Origin of the sequence: Desulfomicrobium norvegicum (assembly GCF_900114595.1) — a bacterium.
Taxonomy (GTDB): Bacteria; Desulfobacterota; Desulfovibrionia; order Desulfovibrionales; family Desulfomicrobiaceae; genus Desulfomicrobium; species Desulfomicrobium macestii.
On sequence record NZ_FOTO01000014.1, the window covers coordinates 23,656 to 45,704 of the forward strand.

15 protein-coding genes are annotated in these 22,049 nt (G+C 64.4%); 5 read left to right on the forward strand and 10 right to left on the reverse strand.

Annotated features, from left to right (window positions below):
• Positions 1 to 286: 286 nt before the first annotated feature.
• The 5 genes from BMZ24_RS16380 to BMZ24_RS16405 form a co-directional block, all read right to left on the reverse strand.
• On the reverse strand, positions 287 to 916 hold the full coding sequence (locus BMZ24_RS16380; RefSeq protein ID WP_092193838.1) for a LexA family transcriptional regulator: 630 nt from the start codon (positions 914 to 916) through the stop codon (positions 287 to 289).
• A 756-nt stretch (positions 917 to 1,672) separates the two neighbouring features.
• The gene (locus BMZ24_RS16390) at positions 1,673 to 3,394 is read right to left on the reverse strand and encodes a methyl-accepting chemotaxis protein (protein ID WP_092193840.1); all 1,722 of its coding nucleotides are present in this window, start codon (positions 3,392 to 3,394) and stop codon (positions 1,673 to 1,675) included.
• Positions 3,395 to 3,472: 78 nt separating this feature from the next.
• Positions 3,473 to 5,182 carry an adenine deaminase gene (gene ade, locus BMZ24_RS16395; RefSeq protein WP_092193841.1) on the reverse strand — a complete coding sequence of 570 codons (1,710 nt, stop codon included), beginning with the start codon at positions 5,180 to 5,182 and terminating at the stop codon, positions 3,473 to 3,475.
• A gap of 36 nt (positions 5,183 to 5,218) precedes the next feature.
• Positions 5,219 to 6,088 (reverse strand): lysophospholipid acyltransferase family protein, encoded by an 870-nt coding sequence (locus tag BMZ24_RS16400; RefSeq protein ID WP_092193842.1) that lies wholly within the window; start codon positions 6,086 to 6,088, stop codon positions 5,219 to 5,221.
• Positions 6,085 to 6,729: a lysophospholipid acyltransferase family protein gene (locus BMZ24_RS16405; RefSeq protein WP_161949202.1), complete on the reverse strand. Its 645-nt coding sequence runs from the start codon at positions 6,727 to 6,729 to the stop codon at positions 6,085 to 6,087. The genes BMZ24_RS16400 and BMZ24_RS16405 overlap by 4 nt, the downstream gene beginning before the upstream one ends.
• A 131-nt stretch (positions 6,730 to 6,860) precedes the next feature.
• On the opposite strand from BMZ24_RS16405, the gene yedF reads away from it, so the two are divergent.
• Entirely contained in the window at positions 6,861 to 7,496 is a 636-nt protein-coding gene (gene yedF, locus BMZ24_RS16410) for a sulfurtransferase-like selenium metabolism protein YedF (RefSeq protein ID WP_092193844.1), read from the forward strand.
• A gap of 130 nt (positions 7,497 to 7,626) precedes the next feature.
• On the opposite strand, the gene BMZ24_RS16415 is transcribed toward yedF, so the two are convergent.
• Both BMZ24_RS16415 and fdhD read right to left on the reverse strand, forming a co-directional pair.
• Complete coding sequence (locus BMZ24_RS16415; RefSeq protein WP_092193845.1) at positions 7,627 to 8,094, reverse strand: rhodanese-like domain-containing protein; 468 nt, start codon at positions 8,092 to 8,094, stop codon at positions 7,627 to 7,629.
• Positions 8,091 to 8,885, reverse strand: coding sequence for a formate dehydrogenase accessory sulfurtransferase FdhD (gene fdhD / locus BMZ24_RS16420; protein WP_161949203.1), 795 nt, complete (start codon positions 8,883 to 8,885; stop codon positions 8,091 to 8,093). Before fdhD ends, BMZ24_RS16415 begins: the two co-directional genes overlap by 4 nt.
• A 467-nt stretch (positions 8,886 to 9,352) precedes the next feature.
• On the opposite strand from fdhD, the gene BMZ24_RS16430 reads away from it, so the two are divergent.
• From BMZ24_RS16430 to BMZ24_RS16445, 4 genes are all read left to right on the forward strand, one after another.
• The gene (locus tag BMZ24_RS16430) at positions 9,353 to 9,757 is read left to right on the forward strand and encodes a cytochrome c3 family protein (RefSeq protein WP_161949204.1); all 405 of its coding nucleotides are present in this window, start codon (positions 9,353 to 9,355) and stop codon (positions 9,755 to 9,757) included.
• Between the two features lie 981 nt (positions 9,758 to 10,738).
• Positions 10,739 to 11,461, forward strand: a complete 723-nt coding sequence (locus BMZ24_RS16435; protein WP_092193849.1) for an ABC transporter ATP-binding protein — start codon at positions 10,739 to 10,741, stop codon at positions 11,459 to 11,461.
• Position 11,462: 1 nt separating this feature from the next.
• On the forward strand, positions 11,463 to 13,826 hold the full coding sequence (locus BMZ24_RS16440) for an ABC transporter permease (protein ID WP_092193850.1): 2,364 nt from the start codon (positions 11,463 to 11,465) through the stop codon (positions 13,824 to 13,826).
• A complete protein-coding gene (locus BMZ24_RS16445; protein WP_092193851.1) occupies positions 13,823 to 15,034 on the forward strand; it encodes an efflux RND transporter periplasmic adaptor subunit in 1,212 nt (403 codons plus the stop codon). The genes BMZ24_RS16440 and BMZ24_RS16445 overlap by 4 nt, the downstream gene beginning before the upstream one ends.
• Positions 15,035 to 15,871: 837 nt before the next feature.
• On the opposite strand, the gene BMZ24_RS20385 is transcribed toward BMZ24_RS16445, so the two are convergent.
• From BMZ24_RS20385 to BMZ24_RS16460, 3 genes are read right to left on the reverse strand one after another with little or no spacing between them, the layout of a single operon-like run.
• Entirely contained in the window at positions 15,872 to 19,375 is a 3,504-nt protein-coding gene (locus BMZ24_RS20385; protein ID WP_092193852.1) for an ATP-binding protein, read from the reverse strand.
• Positions 19,372 to 20,616 carry a metallophosphoesterase family protein gene (locus tag BMZ24_RS16455; protein ID WP_092193853.1) on the reverse strand — a complete coding sequence of 415 codons (1,245 nt, stop codon included), beginning with the start codon at positions 20,614 to 20,616 and terminating at the stop codon, positions 19,372 to 19,374. Before BMZ24_RS16455 ends, BMZ24_RS20385 begins: the two co-directional genes overlap by 4 nt.
• A 37-nt stretch (positions 20,617 to 20,653) precedes the next feature.
• The gene (locus BMZ24_RS16460) at positions 20,654 to 22,030 is read right to left on the reverse strand and encodes a YdgA family protein (protein WP_161949205.1); all 1,377 of its coding nucleotides are present in this window, start codon (positions 22,028 to 22,030) and stop codon (positions 20,654 to 20,656) included.
• Between the last annotated feature and the right edge of the window lie 19 nt (positions 22,031 to 22,049).

Consider the following 22,049-nt stretch of genomic DNA (forward strand, 5'->3'; position numbering starts at 1 on the left):
ACAGGCTCCCGAAGGACTCGTACATAAGCCGGAGTCCAGTCCGCCAAACCCTTCAAGACCAGTCCCGCCCTACCTCAATTCGTTTATATCCAGATGCTTCCCGCACGACGGGCAGCGCATCGGGGAACCGAAACGCGCATTGACCCGGTACACGTGCAGAATCCCATTTTTCGTGATCACGTACGCCACCAGAACCGGATGTCCACATTCACAAAATCGCTGTTGCATGGAAGGCCTCCCATTTATTGAGAATTAACTTTTGTTAATCAGCCCGGCAAAAAAATTTCTAGGCGTAAGCCCGGCTGCTCCACAAAACACGGCCAATGACTCTCAAGGTGTCGATCTCATCGCCTTGAAGGGTGACCGGCGAATAGCGCTGATTGGTGCTGAACAGAACCACCAGCCCGGGACGGACCTGAATACGCTTGACCTGGATGCTGTCCGCGAGGCCGACGACATAGAGGTTGTTGTCCGCGACCTGGTTCTGACTCTGGTCGATGAGAATGTTGTCGCCCGGTTCCAGTTCCGGCGACATGCTGTCGCCGATGACTTCCATGGCGACCATCTGTCCGGGGTTGCCCTTTTTGCTCAGCCAGGAACGGTCAAAGGGCAACTCGTCAACGATCTTGTCACTCAGTTCGAAAGAGCCGCCACCGGCGCAGGCCCTTGCGGCGACCTTGGGCACGAGCAGGGTGCTTGCCTGCTCATTCTGATAAACGGGCCCCGTCCCGGTCTTGAGCCAGCCCGGATTGACGCCGAAGGCGGCCGCGATGGTCAACCCCCAGGACTTGGGCACTCCCCTGCCCTTGGCCATGGTGATGGCGGCAGGATCGATGCCCAGCAGCGCGGCCAGCTCCTTTTGGGTGGAGATGCCGGTGGTCTTGGCCACCCTCTGGAAGAAGTCATCAAATTTCATGTCCGAACAATTAACAAAAGTTAATCAGATGTCAAACCATTTTTTACCAATTCTTACCAGTCCATACTCAACTACAAATACGCACAAAACCACAAGCTCTTACAACAAAATTACGACACTACTCTTACGCGTACCAACACGCCTTTCCAAATCCCACCACCATTACGCCTTGCCATATCCCGCCAACAACCATCCCCACACACAGCACCAAGCGGTCCTGTTCGTCCCGGTCAAGGCGCGCCGACTGCCTGATTGAGCCAGGCATCGTTTGCTGAATCGTTGCCAAACGTCCGGCCACGGCCTCACGCGCCGCCACGCAACGGTTCAGCATTACGAGGCCCGCGAAAGAGTTTCGGCGGGTCTTGACCGGGGCGGACCGGATCGCGACCGCCCTGCCGCCCATTCTCTTCATCCTCCAAAAAATTCCACGAACACCACGCCTTTCCAATTCCCACCAACAACCGCCTCACACGTCGCACCAAGCGGTCCGGTTCGTCCCGGTCAAGGCGCGCCGACTGTCTGATTGAGCCAGGCATCGTTTGCTGAATCGTTGCCAAACGTCCGGCCCCGGCCTCGCGCGCCACCACGCAGCGGCTCAGCATTACGAGGCCCGCGAAAGAGTTTCGGCGGGTCTTGACCGGGGCGGACCGGATCGCGACCGCCCTGCCGCCCATTCTCTTCCATCTCCACAAAAGCCCAGTCCAAAAAAAACGCGCCCCGGAAGGCGCGTTTCAAAAAACATTGAAGGAATAACTCCTAAAGCTTGAACTTCTTCACCAGTTGTTCCAGGGCTCCCGCCAACAGGGACAGGTTCTCCGAGCTCTGCTTGAGTTCGGTGCTGTTGCCCGAGATATGGCCGGAAGCGTCGCTGACCTGCACGATATCCTTGGCGATTTCACCAGTGACCATGGAGGCCTGGGACACGTTTTCGTTCACTTCCTGGATGCCAAGGGAAGCCTGGCCAACGTTTTCGGCAATCTCCCGGGTGGCGGCAGACTGCTGTTCCACGGCGGCGGCGATGGTGGAGACGAAGTCTCTCACCTCACCGATCACCGCCATGACCTGGGCGATCTCCTCCACGGTGGCGGAGGTCGAGGTCTGAATGCCTTCAATGCGCTGCCGGATCTCGTCCGTGGCCGTGGCGGTCTGGTTGGCCAGTTCCTTGATCTCGTTGGCGACGACGGCAAAACCCTTTCCGGCATCGCCTGCCCGGGCCGCCTCGATGGTGGCGTTCAGGGCCAGCAGGTTGGTCTGGGAGGAGATGGCGTTGATGGCCTCGGTAACCTTACCGATTTCCCTGGCCGCCACTCCCAGCTTGTCCACACGTTCCGAGGCCGAGGTGGCCTTGTCCACGGCCCGCATGGTCACCTCGCGGGTCTTGTCCGTGGTTCCGGCGATCTCATGGATGGTGGAACTCATCTCCTCGGCAGCGGCGGCCACGGTGCCCACGTTCACGGAGGCCTGCTCCATGGCGGCGGCCACGGTGTTCATGTTCGCGTTCATCTCTTCCGAGGCGGTGGCCACCGTGTTGGACTTCAAGGACAAGTCCTCGGCGTTTCTGAGCATTCCGTCGGACATGCGCTCCAGTTCCGCCGAGGAGCCCATAAGCACCTTGGCCCGCTGGGTGATCTCGGTCACGATGCCCCGCAGGCTGGACGCCATGTTGTTCAGATCTTTCTGCATCCGGCCCAGCTCATCGCCGCTGTCGATCTTGAGCTCTCCACTCATGTCGCCCGTGGCCATGCGCTTCAGGAATTCACCCGTGGATCGCAGCGGATTCAGGAGACTGGCCCTGACCAGCAACCAGCCGAGCACGCCCAGGATGATCAGGATGCCGACAGTCCATCCGCCCATGCTGAGGGCGGCCATTGTCACGGCCTCGTTCGCTTCCTTGAGGGAGGAAATGATGACGAACGCTCCGTGGACCTCGCCGGGCTTCCAGCCTTCCTTCACGCCGCCCGTCGGATCCTTTTCGCCCTTGGGATCGCCATGGCAGTACATGCAGTCCTCGGAGAGGCGGATGGGCTTGAAATAGAGCAGCCGGTCCTTCTCAACGATGACTTTCTCGGCCAGGTTCGTGCGCGAAAACTCGGTCAGGACTTCCCTCTCCAGGGCGCTTGGCGCATTTTTCGGATTGCGCGGACTTTCCTTGGGAACCCTGAATTCATAGCCGGCCTCGGCCGCCTTGGCCGCGGCCGTGTTCATGGCCGTGACGATGGGCACGGCCTGCAGGAGCTTCGCAGGATCGCTACGAAGTTCATCGAGGGGCCGAAGCACTCCAAGTTTGTGCTTGTGCGCCATGTCCTCGCGCACCGATTCGGCCATCATGACCACGGATCGGCTTTCCTTCAGTCGTGCGCTGATCGCCGCCTCCTGGATGTCGCTGATGTGCAGATAGGCCATAACGACGGCCAGCAGGATGGGACCACAGAAGATGATCAAAAGCACCTTCCAGGTCAGGCTGAGGCGATACCACATTATTATTACTCCGAAATTCATTTAAAGGTGAAGTCACGGCAGATCGAAAATACATAAGCGGCCAACAACGGTGAAAAATTATTCAGACAACGAGGTGAAAGCAAAAGCCTCCACGTCCACCAGTCCCCTGTCCGTCAGGCGCAGACGGGGAATGACCGGCAGGGAAAGGAAGGAGAGCTGCATGAAGGGGTTGATGTTCTCCGGGCAGCCGAGTTCCCGGGCGCTGGCGTTCAGGTGATCCAGCCCGGCCGCGACCGTTTCGGGATCCTCATCGCTCATGAGCCCGGCCAGGGGCAGGGGCACCAGATTGAGCACCCAGCCGTCGCGCACGCAGACAAATCCGCCGCCGCAGTCGGCCAGGGCGCGCATGGCCAGGATCATGTCGCTGTCCGAGACGCCCGCCACGATCAGATTGTGGGAATCGTGGGCCACGGTGCCGGCGATGGCGCCGCTCTTGAGCCCGAGGCCCCGCACCAGCCCGAGCCCGACCCCGCCGCTGCTGCGATGCCGCTCGAAGACGGCCAGCTTGACCACGTCGGCATCCGGGTCCGCCATGATCATGCCATCGCGGACCAGAGGCTCGACCAGGTCCATCCCGGTCACGATCTGTCCAGGAATCGTGCGGATGACGCGAACTTTCTTCCCGGCGGCCGGGGCGGGCATGTCGAGGCAGGAGGATTTCATCTCCCCCAGGTGCACGCTTTTTGTCACGACGCGTTCCGTGGAGGCGGGCCGCCAGGATTGGGGACTGATGGCCCGGCCGCCGAGGTAGGCCTGAAAAATGGAGAAGGATTCAAGGTCGTCGAGCAGCACGAAATCGGCCCGGTAGCCCGGCGCCACGGCCCCCCTGCGGCGCAGGCCGAAATAGCGCGCGGTGTTGATGGAGGCCATCTGGATGGCCCGCATGGGCGCAAGGCCCCGGCTCACGGCCAGCCGAATGGTGTGGTCCAGGTGTCCGTCCCGCAGCAGATCGTCGCAGTGGCGGTCGTCGGTGACCAGGGAGCAGTTCTGACTGTTGAAGTCGTTGATGAGCGGCAGGAGGTCGAACAGGTTCTTTTCGGAGCTGCCCTCGCGGATCATGACGTGCATGCCTGCGCGCAATTTTTCCAGGGCCTCCTCCAGATGGCAGGCCTCGTGATCGCTGCCGGGTCCGGCCAGGACGTAGGCGTTGAGGTCGAATCCGGACAGACCCGGAGCGTGCCCGTCAATGGGACGGTCTCCGGCCGCGAAGAGCTTGCCCATGACCTGAGGGTCCTGGTAGAGTACTCCGGGATAGTTCATCATCTCCGCCAGCCCCAGAATGCGGTCCGGATATTCCTTGAACATGGCCGCGATGTCCTGGGCGGTGATGAGCGCCCCGGCGGTCTCCAGATGCGTGGCCGGAACGCAGGAAGGCATCATGCAGCGGATATCGAGGGGCAGGTCGCGGGTGATCTCAAGAAGCCACCTGATCCCGTCCAGTCCCAGAACATTGGCCAGCTCGTGCGGATCGCAGACGACCACGGCCGTGCCGTGGGAAGCCGCCACCTGCGCGAACCGGACAGGATCGAGCAGGGTGGACTCGATGTGGATGTGCCCTTCGACCAGGCCCGGGCACAGATGGCGCCCGCAGGCATCGACGACATCAAGGGCGTCGTATTCGCCAAATCCGACCACCACTCCGTTCTTCACGCCAACGCTGCCGGGATGGATTTCCCCGGAGAGGACGTTGACCACCTGACAGTTTCGGATCAGCAGATCCACCGGGGTCTCGCCTCGGGCGGCATGTAAAAGGCTGTTCATGGGCATGTATTCACCTCGACTGGTTTTGAATCCGACTTTGGCTCACGGCTGGGTTTTCCAGCGACGATGCATCCAGAACCACTGCTCCGGGTAGCGAAGCACCATCTGTTCGACGGCCCCGGTATAAAAACGGCAGATCTGCTCGATCCGCTCCGCCCTGCTGCCTTCAAGAACGGCCGTGTCCAGGCTGGGCAGGGTCACGGCCCTAAACCGCCCCTGCGGCAGGCGGATAAGGAAAAAAGGCCAGACTTCGGCCTTGGCACGCAGGGCCAGAATGGCCGGGCCCTTGTTCACCGCCGCGGTCTTGCCCAGAAAGGGCAGAAACTGCGCCTCGGCGCGCTTGCAATTGTGATCGACCAGAAACGCGCAGAGCCCACCTCGACGCAGTTTGCCCAGGGCTTCGGTCGCGGCCTCGCGATGGGGAAGGACCCGTATCTTGCTCTGGGTGCGCATGTGCATCAAAAGATCGGCCAGGGCGGCATCCTTGGGCAGCCGGGCCACGACCTGGCAATCGGTCTTGGTGTTGAAGCGCTTGAGCACTCCGCCAAGCAGCTCCCAGCATCCAAGATGCGCGGTCACGCCCACGACGGGACGCTGCGTTGCGCCCATGCGCTCGAAGAGATCCGGATTCTCGTATTCGATGCGCTCCTCCAGGAAGCGGTGATCCATGTAGCGGGCGTGAAAAAGCTCCAGAAAAGAGCAGGCGCTGTGCCGGAAACTGGCTTTGGCGAGTTCCCTTGCCTCACTTTCCCCAAGGCCGAGGCGGTCGCGCATGCAGGCCGTGGTTTCCTTGCGCCTAGAAGGCAGGACGGCCCACATGAGTTTGCCGATACCGTTTCCCAAGGCATGCAGCCGCTCCAGCGATAATGACGTGCCCAGGGGCAAAAAAGCGTTGTAGGCTATGTGTCTCACAAGTTTTTTCCAAGAGAGTTCATGATCTGTTCAAGATGTTCGCACTGCCTTTGCATTTCCGCAGGATCGTCGCCAAGCTCGGGCAGGAAAACGGGATCGCCGTAGATGATGGTGCATCTGGAAAACGGCCAAGGCAGTTGAAATTTGTCCCAGGCGCGATGAAAGACCTTTGCCCGGCTCATGACAGCCCGCACCGGCACGATGGGCGAACCGGCGTGCCGGGCCAGGAACACGGCCCCCGGCTTGACCTTGTGGCGCGGTCCGCGCGGCCCGTCCACGGTGAAAATGATGCCCACGCCCTGCTCGTCCATGACCCGCTTGGCGGCGATCAGGGCGCGCATGCCGCCGCGCGAACTGGAACCGCGCACGGACATGAAGCCGAAACTCTCCAGCACCCGGGCCAGGATTTCCCCGTCCTTGCTCTGACTGACCACACAGGCCATGCGCTCACCGGCATGGGCGGGAATAAGGGGAAAAATCTCGTCGTGCCAGAGCATGATCACGGGACGCTTGGCGCGCAGCTCCGGATCAGTGAAGACATCGGTATTGAGCCGCTCCACACGCAAGGTCAAGTGCCACAGACGCACAAAAAAGGCCAAAACGGCACCAATCAACCTGGGGGAAACGGGAATCCGCACCATGCATCTCCTCATGTAATCGGAATGGAATCGAATTTTTCGATGGAAAGATAAAAAACGTATAGGTTTAAACGATTTGACCGGAACCCGGGGTCACGACAATCATCTGAAAAAAACAAAAAGGGAGTCTCACCATGCCCATAGTTCTCAATTGCGAAAACGAACCATGCCCCAACCCCGTATTGCGTTGCAAGCGGCTTCTGGACGAGCAAACGCCCAAAATGATGGAAGTCATAGTCGACAACGAGGCAGCCATGGACAACGTCAGCCGCTATCTGGCCAGCAAGGGCATGCGCATAGACGAGACGCGCAAGGACGGCACGCTGTGGACCATCAAGGCCTCTTCACAGGACCCGCAGGCATCAGCCTCGCAGGCCCCGCAAGCCTCGCAGGCCTCGCAGGACGGTCCGGAGAATGCGAAATCGTCCGACGCGGCCAAAATCCTGGTCTTTCTCACGTCAGACACCATGGGCGCGGGAGATGACACTCTGGGTTCCAGGCTGATGGGCAATTTCCTGAACACCCTGCCGGAGCTTGGCGATACGCTGTGGCGCATCATCATGGTCAACGGGGCCGTTAAACTCGCCACGGCGACAAATCCGGCCGTGGAGGCGCTCAAGAAACTGGAGGCCGCGGGAGTGTCCATTCTGGTCTGCGGCACCTGTCTGGAATTCTTCAAGCTCATGGATCAAAAAGCGGTCGGACAGGTCACCAACATGCTCGACGTGGTCACCAGCCAGCAGGTCGCGGACAAGATTATCAGCTTGTAGGCGGTAGCCAAAAGTCCAGTATTCCTTCCAGACAATAAAAAAGGCAGGGATCCCCTTCTTCAAGGGGATGACGACTTTTTGCAGTGACATCTTCAAGGGGATGACGTTTTTTTTGCAGCGACATCTTCGTTCATGAAGCGGGACTGTCTGGCGCTGACGGTGTCTTCATCCCACCTTCGGCCAGCGGCAGTCCCGCCTCTTTCCAGGCCAGAATCCCGCCGCGCAGATCGTAAACGCGCCTGAACCCCAGCTCATCCGCCATCCGCAGCACATGCGAACTGCGATTGCCGCTGCGACAGTACATGAAGATGGTCGCGTCGCGGTCCAGCTGTGCGAAACGTTCCCGGAAATCCGAGGCGTAGTAGTCAAGCAGTGCAGCGCCTTCGATAAAGCCCTGACCGAATTCTCCCGGTGTGCGCACGTCGAGGATGAGGAAATCGGGGTTGTTCCGGTTTCGGCTCATCAGATCGACGGCGGCAGCGGGTTCGAGCAGTCGCTCATCCTGGGTCAGGCATCCGGCCGAGAAGACGAGCAGAATCCAGAAAACGGCCGCAAACACGCACTGCATGCCCACGAACCGGGTTTCGCGGGTGTTCACAGAATTCGCTCCGGAGCCGAGAAAATGGAAAAGCGGTTCTGGCGGGCGAAGCCGATCAGGGTCAGGTTCATTTCCCGAGCCAGGAGCACGGCCTGGTGAGTCGGGGCGCCCAGGGAAACCAGGATGGAAATGCCGGCCCTTCTGCCCTTGTGCACGATCTCCGAGGAAATGCGCCCCGAGGTGATCATGACCGTACGCCCGAGGTCCACGCCCAGCGCCAGGGCCCGGCCCACGACCTTGTCGGCGGCGTTGTGCCGCCCGACGTCGTCCCGGATGAGCTCCGGATCCTGTCCGTCCACGCTCAGCGCCACGGTATGCACGCCGCCCGTGGCGTGGTGCAGGTCCGAATAGCGGCGGAACCAGTTCGCAAGCTCCTGGACGCGCCCGGCGGGGAGGGTGAAGCCGAAAGGCATGGGCCCGCTTCCGGCCAGTTCCAGGGCGCTGGCGAACATGACCCCCTTGCCGCAACCCGAGGTGAAGGTACGACGGGAGAGTTGCTCCGGGTCCACTGCACAGGCAAGGCTGACACGCACCGCCCAGACGGCCGGATCGACCTCGCAGTCCAGAAAATCCTCGGGCCGGGCCAGCAATCCGGAAGTGTGCAGAAAGCCGCGCGCCAGATCGCCAAGATGTTCGGGGGTGCACATCAGGGTGGCGATTTCCGTATCCCGGGTCATGATGGTCACGGGCACTTCCGTGGCCACGACATCGGTCTCGTGCGCGAAACCGGCGGCCGTGACCTTGACGATATCCATCTGCACCAGAGGCTCTAAAGGCTGGGGGTCTGCCATGGGGACTCCTGAGAAAAAATTGAAGAACTCCGCCGTCATCATCCGGAGGAGGCAACCCGGAACGGCGAAAGAAGATGGGCACGGGGAATGTCCTACTTGCAGCCCGTCTCCTGTCAAGGCGAAGAATCGCGTTTCCGCCGGGGCACATGCAGTCAATGCACCACGTCGACACCCTCTTGAAGAAGGCCTTCCATGTCTTTTCAACTACCCGAAAAGAATGGATTCCAACTTTCGCGAAAATGACTTTTCACAGCATCGCCTCACTGTTGGCAATAACCAATCGTAACAGATCCGAGCGCGACCTTCCGCTTCGTGACAAAGTTCACATTTGAGTCCTTGCCCTCCAGAAGCTAAGAATATAAAGAAAAAACTTTACCCGAGGGACACCCTGACCCGCTTTTAATTCCCCCACGACGAGGAGGAAAAGCGGCATGGGAATCAGATCTGGAACATTCAAGGAGGAAATGATGAACCGTCTTCGTACGCTGGCCCTGGTAGGACTGATGATCTTAGGCAGCGCCACGATCGCCCTGAGCGAAACTTTCGAAATTCCCGAGAGCGTGACCATGAGCCCCAAGCAGTTTGAAGGCTACACGCCCAAGAAAGGGGATGTGACCTTCAACCATGCTTCGCACATGGATATCGCCTGTCAGCAGTGCCACCATACCGTGCCTGACACCTATACCATTGAAAGCTGCATGACCGAAGGCTGTCATGACAACATCAAGGAACGGACGGAAATTTCCTCGGTCTACCGGACTTTCCACACCACCAAGGACTCGGAAAAGAGCTGCGTCGGCTGCCACCGCGAACTCAAACGCCAGGGCCCAAGCGACGCGCCCTTGGCCTGCAATAGCTGCCACGTGCAGTAATCCTTCCACGCCCCCGGCTGTCCGGGGGCGTTTCGTTCATGCCCTCATCTTATCGCCTCGATGGAACATTCGTGAATCGAAGGCAACTTCGAACTCACACCTCACGTCATTCCCGCGCAGGCGGGAATCCTGCCTTGACCAGACGAATCTTGAAAATCGGGGGATGGATCCCCGCCTGCGCGAGGATGACGCACCCACCACGACGCATAGTCTCCCTGATGCCGCCGGATGGATCCCCGCCTGCGCGGGGATGACACCGAGGTGAACGCAGACTTGTACCCTGCCGTCCCCTGCACAAGCCCGAGCGGTGCGGTTCGTTGCGGCAAGGGCCGCCGACTGTCTGACTGAGCCAGGCATCGTTGGCTTCCCCGTCGTCCCGGGCACCGCCTCTTCCACCCTCCATCAATCTCAACTCAACCACCACGTTCTCACCCCCGACTCTTCAACGGCTTCGCCCCTGCACAAGCCCGAGCGGTTCGGTTTGCGCCTTACAAGGTCCGTCGACTGTCTGACTGAGCCAGGCATCGTCGGTTTCCACGTCGTCCCGTCCATCCCTTGCTCAAGCCCGAGCGGTCCGTTTTGCGCCGGGAAGGGCCGCCGACTGTCTGACTGAGCCAGGCATCGTCGGTTTTCCCTGTCGTCCCACGTCCATCCCTTGCTCAAGCCCGAGCGGTCCGTTTTGCGCCGGGAAGGGCCGTCGACTGTCTGACTGAGCCAGGCATCGTTGGCTTCCCCGTCGTCCCCCGCCTGACCCTGATCGTTCGCCCTGCACGCGACGGGGAAGCCTTACGAGGCCCGCGAAGGAGTTTCGGCGGGCCTTGTAAGGCGCAAACCGGATCGCGACGCCCTGAGCAGCCCATGCCTTAAGCTGTCTTTTCATCTGCCTCCGCCCTGCCTTTTCCTCCACCCTCCACTCAAAATTGACCTCAACCCCCTATTCATGCTTCAGTACTACCGCATCAAAAAAATACGGAGTTCCGCATGACCACGCCGCCCCCCTCCCCCCTCATCAGCGCCCGGGACCTGACCAAGGTCTATTACCCCGGCGCGGCCGTGGAAGTGCGGGCCCTGGGCGGGGTCAGCCTGGACCTCTTTCCCGGCGAACTGGTCGTGCTCCTCGGCGCATCCGGCAGCGGCAAATCGACCCTGCTGAACATCCTGGGCGGCCTCGACACCCCCACCAGCGGCGCCCTCTCCTACCGCGGGCAGGACCTGACCGGCGCCGACGAAACAACCCTCACCGCCTACCGCCGCGAAAACGTCGGCTTCATCTTCCAGTTCTACAACCTCATCCCCAGTCTCACGGCCCGCGAGAACGTGGCCCTCATCACCGACATCGCCGACGACCCCATGGACCCGGCCGAAGCCCTGAACCGGGTCGGCCTGTCCGGACGCATGGACCATTTCCCGTCCCAGCTCTCGGGCGGCGAGCAGCAGCGCGTGGCCATCGCCCGCGCCATCGCCAAGAACCCCGACGTGCTCCTGTGCGACGAGCCCACGGGCGCCCTGGACGTGCGCACGGGCATCACCGTGCTCTCGGCCATCGAGCGCATCAACGCGGAGCTCGGCACCCTGGCCGTGGTCATCACCCACAACGTGGCCATCGCGGACATGGCCGACCGCGTCATCCTGCTCTCGGACGGGCGCATCACGGACATCCGCGCCAACGCGACCCGCCGCCGGGCGGAAGAGCTGGAGTGGTGAGATGCGCGCCCTGAACGTCAAACTCCTGCGCGACCTGTGGTCCATGAAGGGGCAGATGGCCGCCGTGGCCCTGGTCATGTCCTGCGGCCTGATGGTCATGATCATGGCCCGCGGGCTGGTCATGTCCCTGGAGACGGCCCGGGACGAGTACTACGCCTCCCACCGCCTGGCCCACGTCTTCTGCGACCTCAAGCGCGCCCCCAACGCCATCGGGACGCGCCTGCGGGAGATCGACGGCGTGGCGTCCCTTGAGACGCGCATCAAGGGCGCCCTGACCCTGGACCTGCCCGGCCTGGCCGAACCGGCGGACGGCCTGGTCCTGTCCCTGCCCGACGGCCGGGAGACGGAGGTCAACCGCCTGCACCTGCGCCAGGGGCGCCTGCCCGAGCCCTACAGCCCGGACGAGGTCGTGGTCAGCGAACCCTTCGCCAAGGCCCACGGCTTCGTCCCCGGCCACACCTTGGAGGCCACCATCTACGGGGCGCGGACTACGCTGCGCATCGTCGGCGTCGGCATGTCGCCGGAGTACGTGTACGAGACGCGGCCCGGCGAGACCGTGCCCGACAACCGCCGCTACGGCACCTTCTGGATGAGCGAAGGGTCCCTGGCCGACGCCTTCATCCTCAAGGGCGCCTTCAACAGCGTCATCCTGACCCTGGCCCCCGGAGCCGAAACCGGTCCCGTGAAGAAGGACCTGGACCGTATCCTGGCCCCTTACGGCGCGCTGGTGGCCTTCGACCGCTCGGAGCACGTCTCGACCAAGCTCATCGACGACCGCATCGCCATGCTCAAGGGGTTCGCCATCGCCTTCCCGGTCATTTTCCTGTCCATCGCCGCCTTCATGACCAGCGCGGCCCTGACGCGGCTGGTCCGCCTGCAGCGCGAGCAGATCGCCCAGCTCAAGGCTTTTGGCTACTCCTCGGCGGACGTGGGCCTGCACTATTTCCAGTTCGCCCTGGCCGCCGTCGTGGCCGCCACCCTGCTGGGCTCCGTGGTCGGCCTGTGGCTGGGGCAGAATCTGGTGGAGATCTACCGCCGCTTCTTCCAGTTCCCGAACCTCGTCTTCCGGCCCGACTGGTGGGCCCTGGGCCTGGCGTTGGCCGCCAGCGCCGGAGCGTCCTTCATCGGTGTGCTCGGGGCCGTGCGCCAGGCCGTGAAGCTGCCCCCGGCCGAAGCCATGCGGCCCGAGCCGCCGACGCGCTTCGAGCCGTCCGTGCTGGAGCGCATGGGCCTTTTGCGCCTGCTCTCGCCCATCCAGCGCATGGCCCTGCGCAACCTGGAGCGCAGGCCCTGGCAGGCCTTTTTCACGGCGCTGGGCCTGGCCATGGCCACGGCCATCCCCATCGTGCCCGGGGCCATGGGCGACGGCATCGACTACCTCATGGACTTCCAGTGGCGGCTGGCCCAGCGCCAGGACGCCACCGTATCCCTCATCGAACCCGCCTCCCCGGCGGCCCTGCACGCCCTGGCGGCCATGCCGGGGGTGCTGCACGTCGAGCCCTTCCGCGTGGTGCAGGGCCGCATCGTGAACGGCCTGCATGAGCGCCGCGTCGGTCTGACCGGGCGCCTGCCCGACGCGCGCCTGAACCTGCTCCTCGACGACAAAGGGCGGGCCGTGGAGCTGCCGCTGGCGGGCCTGCTCCTGTCCGAGAAGCTGGCCGAAGTGCTGGAACTTGCGCCCGGGGACCCGGTGCGCATCGAGGTCCAGGAAGGACGCCGCCCGGTGCTTGAAACCTTCGTGGCCGGGACCATCACGGATTTCGCCGGGGTCGGGGCCTACATGGACTTCCACGCCCTGGGCCGGCTCATGGGCGAGGAGCGGGTCGTCAGCGGCGCGCACCTGACCCTGGACAATACATATCGAAGCGAGTTTCTGGACGCGGCGGCGGACACCCCGGCCATCGCCTCGGCCGTCTTCACCTCCTCGGCCCGCGAGAGCTTCCAGCTGGCCATGGGCGACATGATGGGCGTGGTGCAGGCCGTCTATTTCGGCTTCGCCATCATCGTGTCCTGCGGGGTGGTCTACAACGGGGCGCGCATCGCCCTGTCCGAACGCACCCGCGACCTGGCCACCCTGCGCGTGCTGGGCTTTTCCGAAGCCGAAACGACCATGATCCTGCTCTCGGAGCTCATCTTCCTGACCCTTGCGGCCCTGCTGCCTGGACTGCTGATCGGCAGCGAGATGGCCCGGGTCCTGGTCCTCACGGCCAACACCGAGTCCGTACGCATGCCGCTGGTGCTGACCGGCAGGGCTTATGCCACGGCCGTGCTCATTGTCCTCTCGTCGTCCATGGCGTCCTTCCTGGTGGTCGGACGCCGCATCAGGAACCTGCAACTCCTCGCCGTACTGAAGGCTCCCGAATGAACACTACGCGCAGGCGCCGTCCGTGGCGCATCCTCCTCTTCGTCCTTCTGTGCCTCGCCCTGGCCGCGCTCCTGATCGCGGGCTTCTGGCCCTCGCCCCTGCCCGTGCAGACGGGGCGGGTGGCCAGCGCGCCCATGACCGTCAGCGTGACCGAGGAAGGCAAGACGCGCATCCGCAGCCGCTATGTGGTCTTCCCGCCCACTGCGGGGTTCCTGCGGCGCGTGGAGCTGCGCGCCGGGACGCGGATCATGGCGGGCCGGACCGTGCTGGCCGTGCTCACGCCCGAGGCCTCGACCTTCCTGACCCCGCGCGCACGGGCCGAAGCCGGGGCCAGGCTGGACGCGGCCGAGGCCGCCGAGCGCGTGCGCCGGGCCGAGCGCGAGCGCGTGGCCACGAGCCTGGAGCTGGCGCGCACGGACCTTGCGCGCCTGGACGCCCTGCTGAAAAGTGGCGCCGTGGCCCAGCAGGAATGGGACAGGGCGGAGAACCAGGTGCGCGTGCTGGAGCGGGAGCTGCAGGCGGCGACCTTCGCCCTGCAGGTGGCCGGGCACGAGACCCGCGTGGCCCGGGCGGCCCTGAGCCGGGGCGCCGCGCCAGGCCAGGACGAGGCCGTGCCCATCCTGGCCCCGGTGGACGGGTACGTCCTGGCCGTCATGGAGGAGAACGCCCGCGCCGTGGCCGCGTCCACGCCCATCATGGAGGTCGGCGACCCGCGCGACCTGGAGATCGAGATCGAGCTGCTCTCGACCGACGCCGTGGCCGTGAAGCCCGGGGCCGAGGCGGCCATCGCGCACTGGGGCGGCCAGGGGGAGCTGCGGGCCCGGGTGACGGTGGTGGAACCCGGAGGGTTCACCAAGGTCTCGGCCATCGGCGTGGAGGAGCAGCGGGTCAAGGTGCGGGCCGAACTCATGGACGACCTGCCTGAAGGGGTCATGCTCGGCGACCGCTACGGCGTGCAGGCGCGCATCGTCACCTGGCGCGGCGAGGACGTGCCGCAGGTGCCGACGAGCGCCCTGTTCCGACGCGGCGGAAAGTGGATGGCCTTTGTGCTGGACGCCGGCAAGGCATGGGTGCGGACGGTGGAGATCGGCCGAGAGAATGGCCTGCATGCCGAAGTGCGGGACGGGCTGAAGGAAGGCGAACGGGTCATCCTGCATCCGCCGGATACGCTCGCGGACGGGATGCGGGTCAGGGAGGAGGGGCAATGATACCGGGCTGCGGACGATGACCTGTCGCAACTGTCTGTAGCGTCAAGAAAGCATGGTTCCCCGCCTGCGCGGGGATGACACGTTATTTCGCGGGCATTCGGAGCAGGAATCGGCAGATGGCGGATACCTGCCGTCCCGAACCAGATCTTATTTCCGTCCCACCCAACGCCCGATCTTTCCTTCATCCCACCCAACGCCCGATCTTTCCTTCGTCCCGCCCAACGCCAGGTCCGAGCGGGTCGGGCGGTCTCCGGCGAGGGTCGTCGACTGTCCGACCGAGCCAGGCATCGTTTGCTTCCCGGCCGTGTCCGTTCGAAGCGCCGCCCAATGCCTAAGACTCAAGGCCGGGAAGCATTACGAGGCCGGCAAGGGAGTTTCGACGGCCCTCGCCGGAGACCGCCCGGCACGCGACCGCACTGATACAGCCCCATCACGCCCGGGAAAGGATCTCCACAGAAACATTGCTACAGGGACCACCAATCCCCCCGACGCCCCCGCACGTGCTCAGAACTACAGCCCGTGCACGAACACCCGGTCTTCCATCCCCATCTTCCGGGCCATGTCCGCCATCCCGCCCAACGCCAGGTCCGAGCGGGTCGGGCGGTCTCCGGCGAGGGCTGTCGACTGTCTGACCGAGCCAGGCATCGTTTGCTTCCCGGCCGTGTCACGTTCGAAGCGCCGCCCAATGCCCAAAACTCAAGGCCGGGAAGCATTACGAGGCCGGCGAGGAAGTTTCGACGGCCCTCGCCGGAGACCGCCCGGCACGCGACCGCACTGATACAGCCCCATCATGCCCGGAATCTGTCAGAAACACCGGCCCCCCCCACGTACCCCGAACTACAGCCCATGCACGAACACCCGGTCTTCCATCCCCATCTTCCGGGCCATGTCCGCGATCTGGGCCTGGTGGGTGAACATGATGATCTGGTTGCTCCCAGCCATGCCGGCGAACACGTCGAGGGTGGCCCTGGCGCGCTCTTCGTCGAAATTGATGAGGATGTCGTCGACGATGAAGGGCATGGCCTCCGCGCTTTGCAGGCGCAGCTGCAGGCTGGCCAGGCGCAGGGCCAGGTAGAGCTGGTCCCTGGTGCCGGAGCTCATGCCCTCGACCCGCACCAGAAATCCATTTGAACGCACGCCCATGAGCACGGGCCTGTCGCCGTCGTCGATATCCGCCCGCAGCGCGGCAAACGAGCCCAGGGTCAGGTCCTTGAACAGGCCGGAGGCGATGGCCAGCAGCGGGTCCTGGTGGGCGGCCCGGTAGCGTTCGATCTCGGCGCGCAGCACCCGGGAGGCGAGCTTGAGCCGGATGTAGCTGTCCGTCAGGCGCGCGATGCGGGCCAGAACCTCCTGCATCTCCTCGGCGATGCGCGCGGCGGCGTCATCACCGTTCATGCGCGCCAGCTCGCTCTTTTCCTGGCCCACGCGCTCCGCCAAAGGCCCGGTCCGCGGCCTGACCTCCTCATCGAGCTCCGCGCGCAGGGCCGCGATCCTGCCCGGCAGGGCATCGGCGTCCTGCCCGGCGGCCAGCGCCTCCAGATCCTGCAAGGTGCCGCCCTCGGCCATGCCGGCCAGGGTCGATTCGACCTCGTGCAGATCACGGCGCACCTCGGCATACTCGGCAAAACGGCGCTCGGCCGCGTCCATGCACTCGTCGTCCGCGCAGTGCGACTGCAGGCGCAGGGCGGCCATGCCTTCGTCCAGAAGCCGCAGCTCCTCGCGCAGGACGCGGACAGTCTCGTGCAGGGCTGCCTTTTCCTGGGAGTGCCGCATGGAGACGGCCTGGTCACGGACGGCCTGGGCCAGAAGGCCCTTGAGCCGCCCCACCGTCAGCGCCGCATCGAGTTCCTTTTCGTCCGGGGCGATCAGGGCGGCGAGCTCGCGCACGCTGTTCTCGAAGGCCCGCGCGTCGCGCTCGATGCCCTTGAGGCGCTTGCGCAGCACATCCTCTTCGTGGAGCTTGGCCAGGCACTCCTGCACCGTCTCCACATAATCGGAGGCCTCGTCCGGGGACGCGCCGCCAGGCAGGCCAAGGGAGCCCAGGGCCTCCTCCCAGGCCTGCCGCCATTCGTCCAGATTCAGGCGGGCGGTCTGCACGTTCGCTTCGGCCTTGTCCCGGGCCGCCTCCAGCTCACGGACCGACCTGGCCAGGGCTTCGCGCCTGGCGTTTCCTTCGCGCAGGCTGTCGACCACGGCCTGGGCCCGGCGCACCACCACCTCAAGCCCGGTCCCCGGCAGGGGCGGCTGCTCCTGCGCCGCCGCCAGCTCCCGCATCAGCACAGCCCGCAATTCCTGTTGCCGCGCCTGCCCGGCCCGCACCTCGGACTCGATTCTGCCCAGTTCCTCGACCTGCAGGCGCAGGGCCTCGAAATTGCCAAGCCAAGCCCGCATCTCGCGCGGGCCAAGGGGGATGATCGAGCTTGCGGCCCACTGCTTACGCCAACGCGCCAGAAGATCCTCGCGCGCCTGGCGCGACATTTCCGACCTGCGGCGCAGCTCGTCCAGATTCCGGCTCGCGGCCTCGATCCCGGCCAGAAGCTGGCCGTGCTTCTGCACCCGGTCCGCTTCGCGGTACATGCGGTCGGCGGTCTGGTCGGCCAGCTCCACGCTCTCTTCGTACGCCTCGGGCAGGGGCTGCTCCGGCGCATAGAGAAGGCTTTCACGCGTCACGTCCTCCCCGTCGAGCCAGCGCCGACGCAGCAGCGACCAGCCCTCTTCGCGGCGGGCGCGGCAGCCGGCCAGCTCGGTCTCCGACGGGACCACGGAAGCGTGCTCGATGGCGCGCAGATCCCGGTTCAGGTTGGCCAGCTCCTGACTCAAGCGCACCTCTTCGACGGAGTGCCGCCGCAGCTCCTCGTCCACCACTTGCAGCGCCTGTTCAAATTCATTCACGGTCTCGGGCAGCGGCAGGCGGACTCCCGCCACCTCGTCCAGGGTTCCGTCCCACAGCCCGAGGCGCTGCAGGGCGGCCTGGCAGGCGCCCCGGGCCCGCAGCAGGTCCGCGCGGCGGCGTTCCAGCTCGCCGTCCAGGTCACCGGCCTTGAGAACCAGATTCAGGGCCTGGATCAGGGCCCCGGCCTCGGCGGCCGGACCCGCGGCGGCCAGCTCGGCCTTCCTGCCCTCAAGCTCGCGCTGCAGCTCGCGCAGGCGCTGTTCGGCCTGGCGGACCTCCTGCAGCACGGCCTCGCGCCGCTGCCCGAGGGTCTGGACCGACTTGCGCCTGGCCAGCCCCGGGCGCAGGCTTTCGGCCTGCCCGACGTCGAGGTCCGGCCGGATGCGGCGCAGGAGCTGGGCCGCTTCGGTCTTGTAGGCCACGCGCATGCCTTCGAGGCCGGGGAAATCCTTCTGGCCCTTGCGGTACTCGCCCAGACGCTGATGCAGATCCTCGATGTCGTCGGCATGGTCGAGGACCGCCTGGTTCAGACCGGCGGCAACCTGCATGCCCTCAAGCTCGGCCAGCCGCTGCAGCGCGCCTTCCAGACGGACCTTGGCCAGTCGCCGCTCTTCATCCAGCTGCCGCCGTCTGGCGCCGAAATCATCGGGCAGGATTACAACCTCACCCATAACTTGAAGTTTTTCGAGCAGCAGATTCCGCCGGCCCAGAAACGGCAAGGCCCGTCCCAGGCGCTCCAGCCGGTGGATCTCGCGCTCCAGCTCAAGGCCCCGGCTGGTCAGGACGCGCAGCTCCTCCTCGGCCTGGGCCAGGGCCTGGCGGTGCCTGGTCCACTCCTGGCTGCCCAGGCTGGCCTGGCGCAGGCGCGACTGCAACTCCTTGTAATGCGCGACGGCCAGGTTGATCTCCCGGCTGGTGGCCTTTGGCCGGAACAGCCCGTCGGCCTCGCGCTCAAGACCGTCGATGACGGCCCGAAGGGACGCGAAGCCCGCTCCGGCCGAAAACAGGGCCTGCCCGATCTCGCCCTCCTGATCGAGGATGCTCTGCCCTCCCTGGACAAGGGTCTCGTGATTGATGCCGTACATGCTGGAAAAAAGGTCCTGCCCCAGCCCCTGCAAATACGGGGCGAGGGCCTCGGCGGGGAGGGGCTGGTCCTGCGCGTCGAAGAGGTCGTTCCTGTTCTTCTTGCGCCGGTAAAAACATAGCTCGTCGCCGTCGGCGCGCTGCAAGCAGCCGCCGACCAGCAGCTGGTCGTAGGCGTGCAGGAAATTGTCGCCGGTGCGGGGCGGGAACCCGTAAAAAAGGGCCTGCAGCGCGCGCATGGCGCTCGATTTGCCCGCCTCGTTGGGACCGTGGACAACGTGCAGCCCGGGCAGGGCCGAATCAAAATCCAGCACACGGTCGCTGAACGGGCCGTAGGCCTTGAATTCCAGACGCCTGATTTTCATGCGCCCTCCTGCAGCCGGGACAAGAGCAGATCCCTGACCTCGTCGCGCAGCATGGCCAGCCCCTCCCCGTCCGGGCCGAAGGGATCGGCGTCCCCCAGCAGCTCGGCGGGAAGCTTGGAGCGCAGGGCCTCGAACTCGGGCACCATTTCCGTCAGCGGGGATGCGTCGAGGCGCAGCTGCGCGATGGCCTGCACCAAGCCGCCGAGCGGGGAATCGGCATCCGGGGCGGCGTCGGAGGCCAGGGGTTTCGTGGCGATGCGCAGCTTTTCGAGCCACACATCGCCCAGGTCCGCGGCCATGATGCGGAAGTCATCGCGCAGGCGCTCCTCCAGACGATGCAGCTCTTCATGCAGGGCGCTGCGCCCCTCGAGCACGACCCGCAGCGCCACGGGGCGGCCTTCGGCGTCGCGCCGCTCACGCTCCATGGCCTCGCGCACGCGGTCGGCCACGGCTTCGATACGCTCGCACGGCGCGAGGTCCACCCGGCAGAGCGCGAAACGCAAGACGTCGAGGCACCGGAATTCCGCGTCCGTGATCCGCCCGTCCTCGACGGTGACGAGGCGGCAGCCCTTGGCCCCGGCTTCGCGGATGTGCCGGGCCTGGATGTTGCCGGAAAAGACCACCCACGGATGGGTCTGCACGACCTCGCCCTGGTGCACATGCCCCAGGGCCCAATAGTCGTAGCCCTTGGAGGCCAGGCCTTCCAGGGTGCACGGGGCGTAGGGCTCGTGCCCGGCGCGGCCGGTCAGGCTGGTGTGCAGCAGGCCGATGTTGCACAGGCCGGGCAGGGCCTGCGGATAGGCGCGGCTCAGATCCTCGGTCACGCTGCGCCCTGCGAAACTCTGGCCGTGGATGGCCACGCCCAGCTCATCAAGCGTCCTTGTCACCGGCTTCCTGTGGGAAAAGATGGTCACGTTGTCCGGCAGGCCGAGGGCGCGGGTCAGGGAACTGGCCGCGTCATGGTTGCCGGCAATCAGGAAAACCCGGATGCCCGCCTCGCGCAGGCGGCCCATGCGGTGGGTGAAGTACAGCCCGGTGTTGTAATCCTTCCAGTCGCCGTCAAAGAGGTCCCCGGCCAGCAGGACGAAGGCCGCGCCCTCGTCGATGGCGAGGCTGACCAGGTTGTCGAAGGCCCGCCGCGCGGCCCCGCGGATCTGCTCCACGGGGGCGTCGGGGTAGGATTCGAGGCCCCTCAGGGGGCTGTCGAGATGGATGTCGGCGGCATGAATGAAGCGGAACATGGGTCACCCTTGAAGAAGCTTGGAGGCAGGCCGCCTGTCAGAAGATGGGCATGTCCTGTCCGTTCACGGCCAGCTTGCCGCTGGCGAACATGGCCTGGGTCTTGATGATGCCGTCCTCGCGCACGATCAGGTTGCGCGCCAGCAGCGGCTCGATCTGTTCGGCATAGCGCTGCTGCACCAAGGTATCGAGATCGCCTTCGATCTGTTCGTTTTCGAGAGCGATACGCAGCAGGCCCTTGAGCAGTTCCTCGTGCACGGCCATCTGCGCGGCGGCTTCAAGATGCTGCAGGAGCATGAGCGGATTCAGCGCGGCCTCGGCCCCCGGAGCCAGCAACTTGAGGGAAAAGGCGCCCGTGAAATCACCCATGGGCGTGGCCACCCGCAAATGCGGCATGTTCAGCTCCGGCGTTCCGGTCAGCACCTTGGCAAAGAAAGCGGCATAAAGTTCTCCGACCCGGTCAAAGAACATCTCGGACTCCGTGTCGGGCATGGTATGGTAGAGTTGCCTGAGTGCGGCCTGAAATTCGCTCAGGGCCGCCGCGTCGATGTTCCTGCCCGTCAGCTCGCAGGAGGCCGGGCCATAGGCCGTGCCGCCCACGTCAACGCTCTGAAGGTCGACAATCTGCGAGTAATGGTACAGTGCGCCGTCGCAGCTGCTGTTGGAGGATACACGCAGATCACGCACCGTGATCGCGTCCCCTTCCGCCGGAGTGATGTTCATGGCCGAAACGCCCACCGTGGCCTGACCTGCATAGACGAAAGGCAGGACCTCGATCATGTCGAAATCCGACGACAGGGCCTCAAGTTCCATGTTCCCGTCCGCAGTCTTCAGCGCCAGACCCGGCATGGCCAGCTCGCCGCGCAGGGCACGGGTCGTTGGGAGATATTCGCCCTTCAGGGCAAGGCCCCCCCAGGTGACATGCTCGCCGTCCATGTCCCTGTCGATGGCGGGGATGAGCACATCGCCCGAGACCTCGCCGCCGAAACCGACACGCACCTCGGAAGTGGTTTGCGCCAGCTCGGGAAGCCGGGTGAAAAGGGTCTGTCCCACCCCTTCGGCAGTCAGGGGTTCGACAGTGCTCGTGATCCTCATGATCCCCGGCTTGCTGAAAAAGTTTCCGCCCTCGCCCGTCAGGGGTCCATGATGCAGGACATGACCGACGACAAAACGCAGGATTTCATCGTCGTTCGAATCGGTCAGGGTTCCGGGAACCCGAAGTTCAACCAGGGTCTGAGCCGTGGAAGTGAAGAAGCCGCGCTCGTAACGCTGATTTGAGAGCGAGAGAAATCCATACCGCTCGTATTCTTTAACTGCTGAAAAATACTGCTCCCGGGCCTGTCCCCCAAGCATGTATGCGGCTCCCGCATAGGCGCCAACGGCCAGAAATATCAAAAACGACAAGAACTTCTTCACACAACCTCCAGGCGTGCTC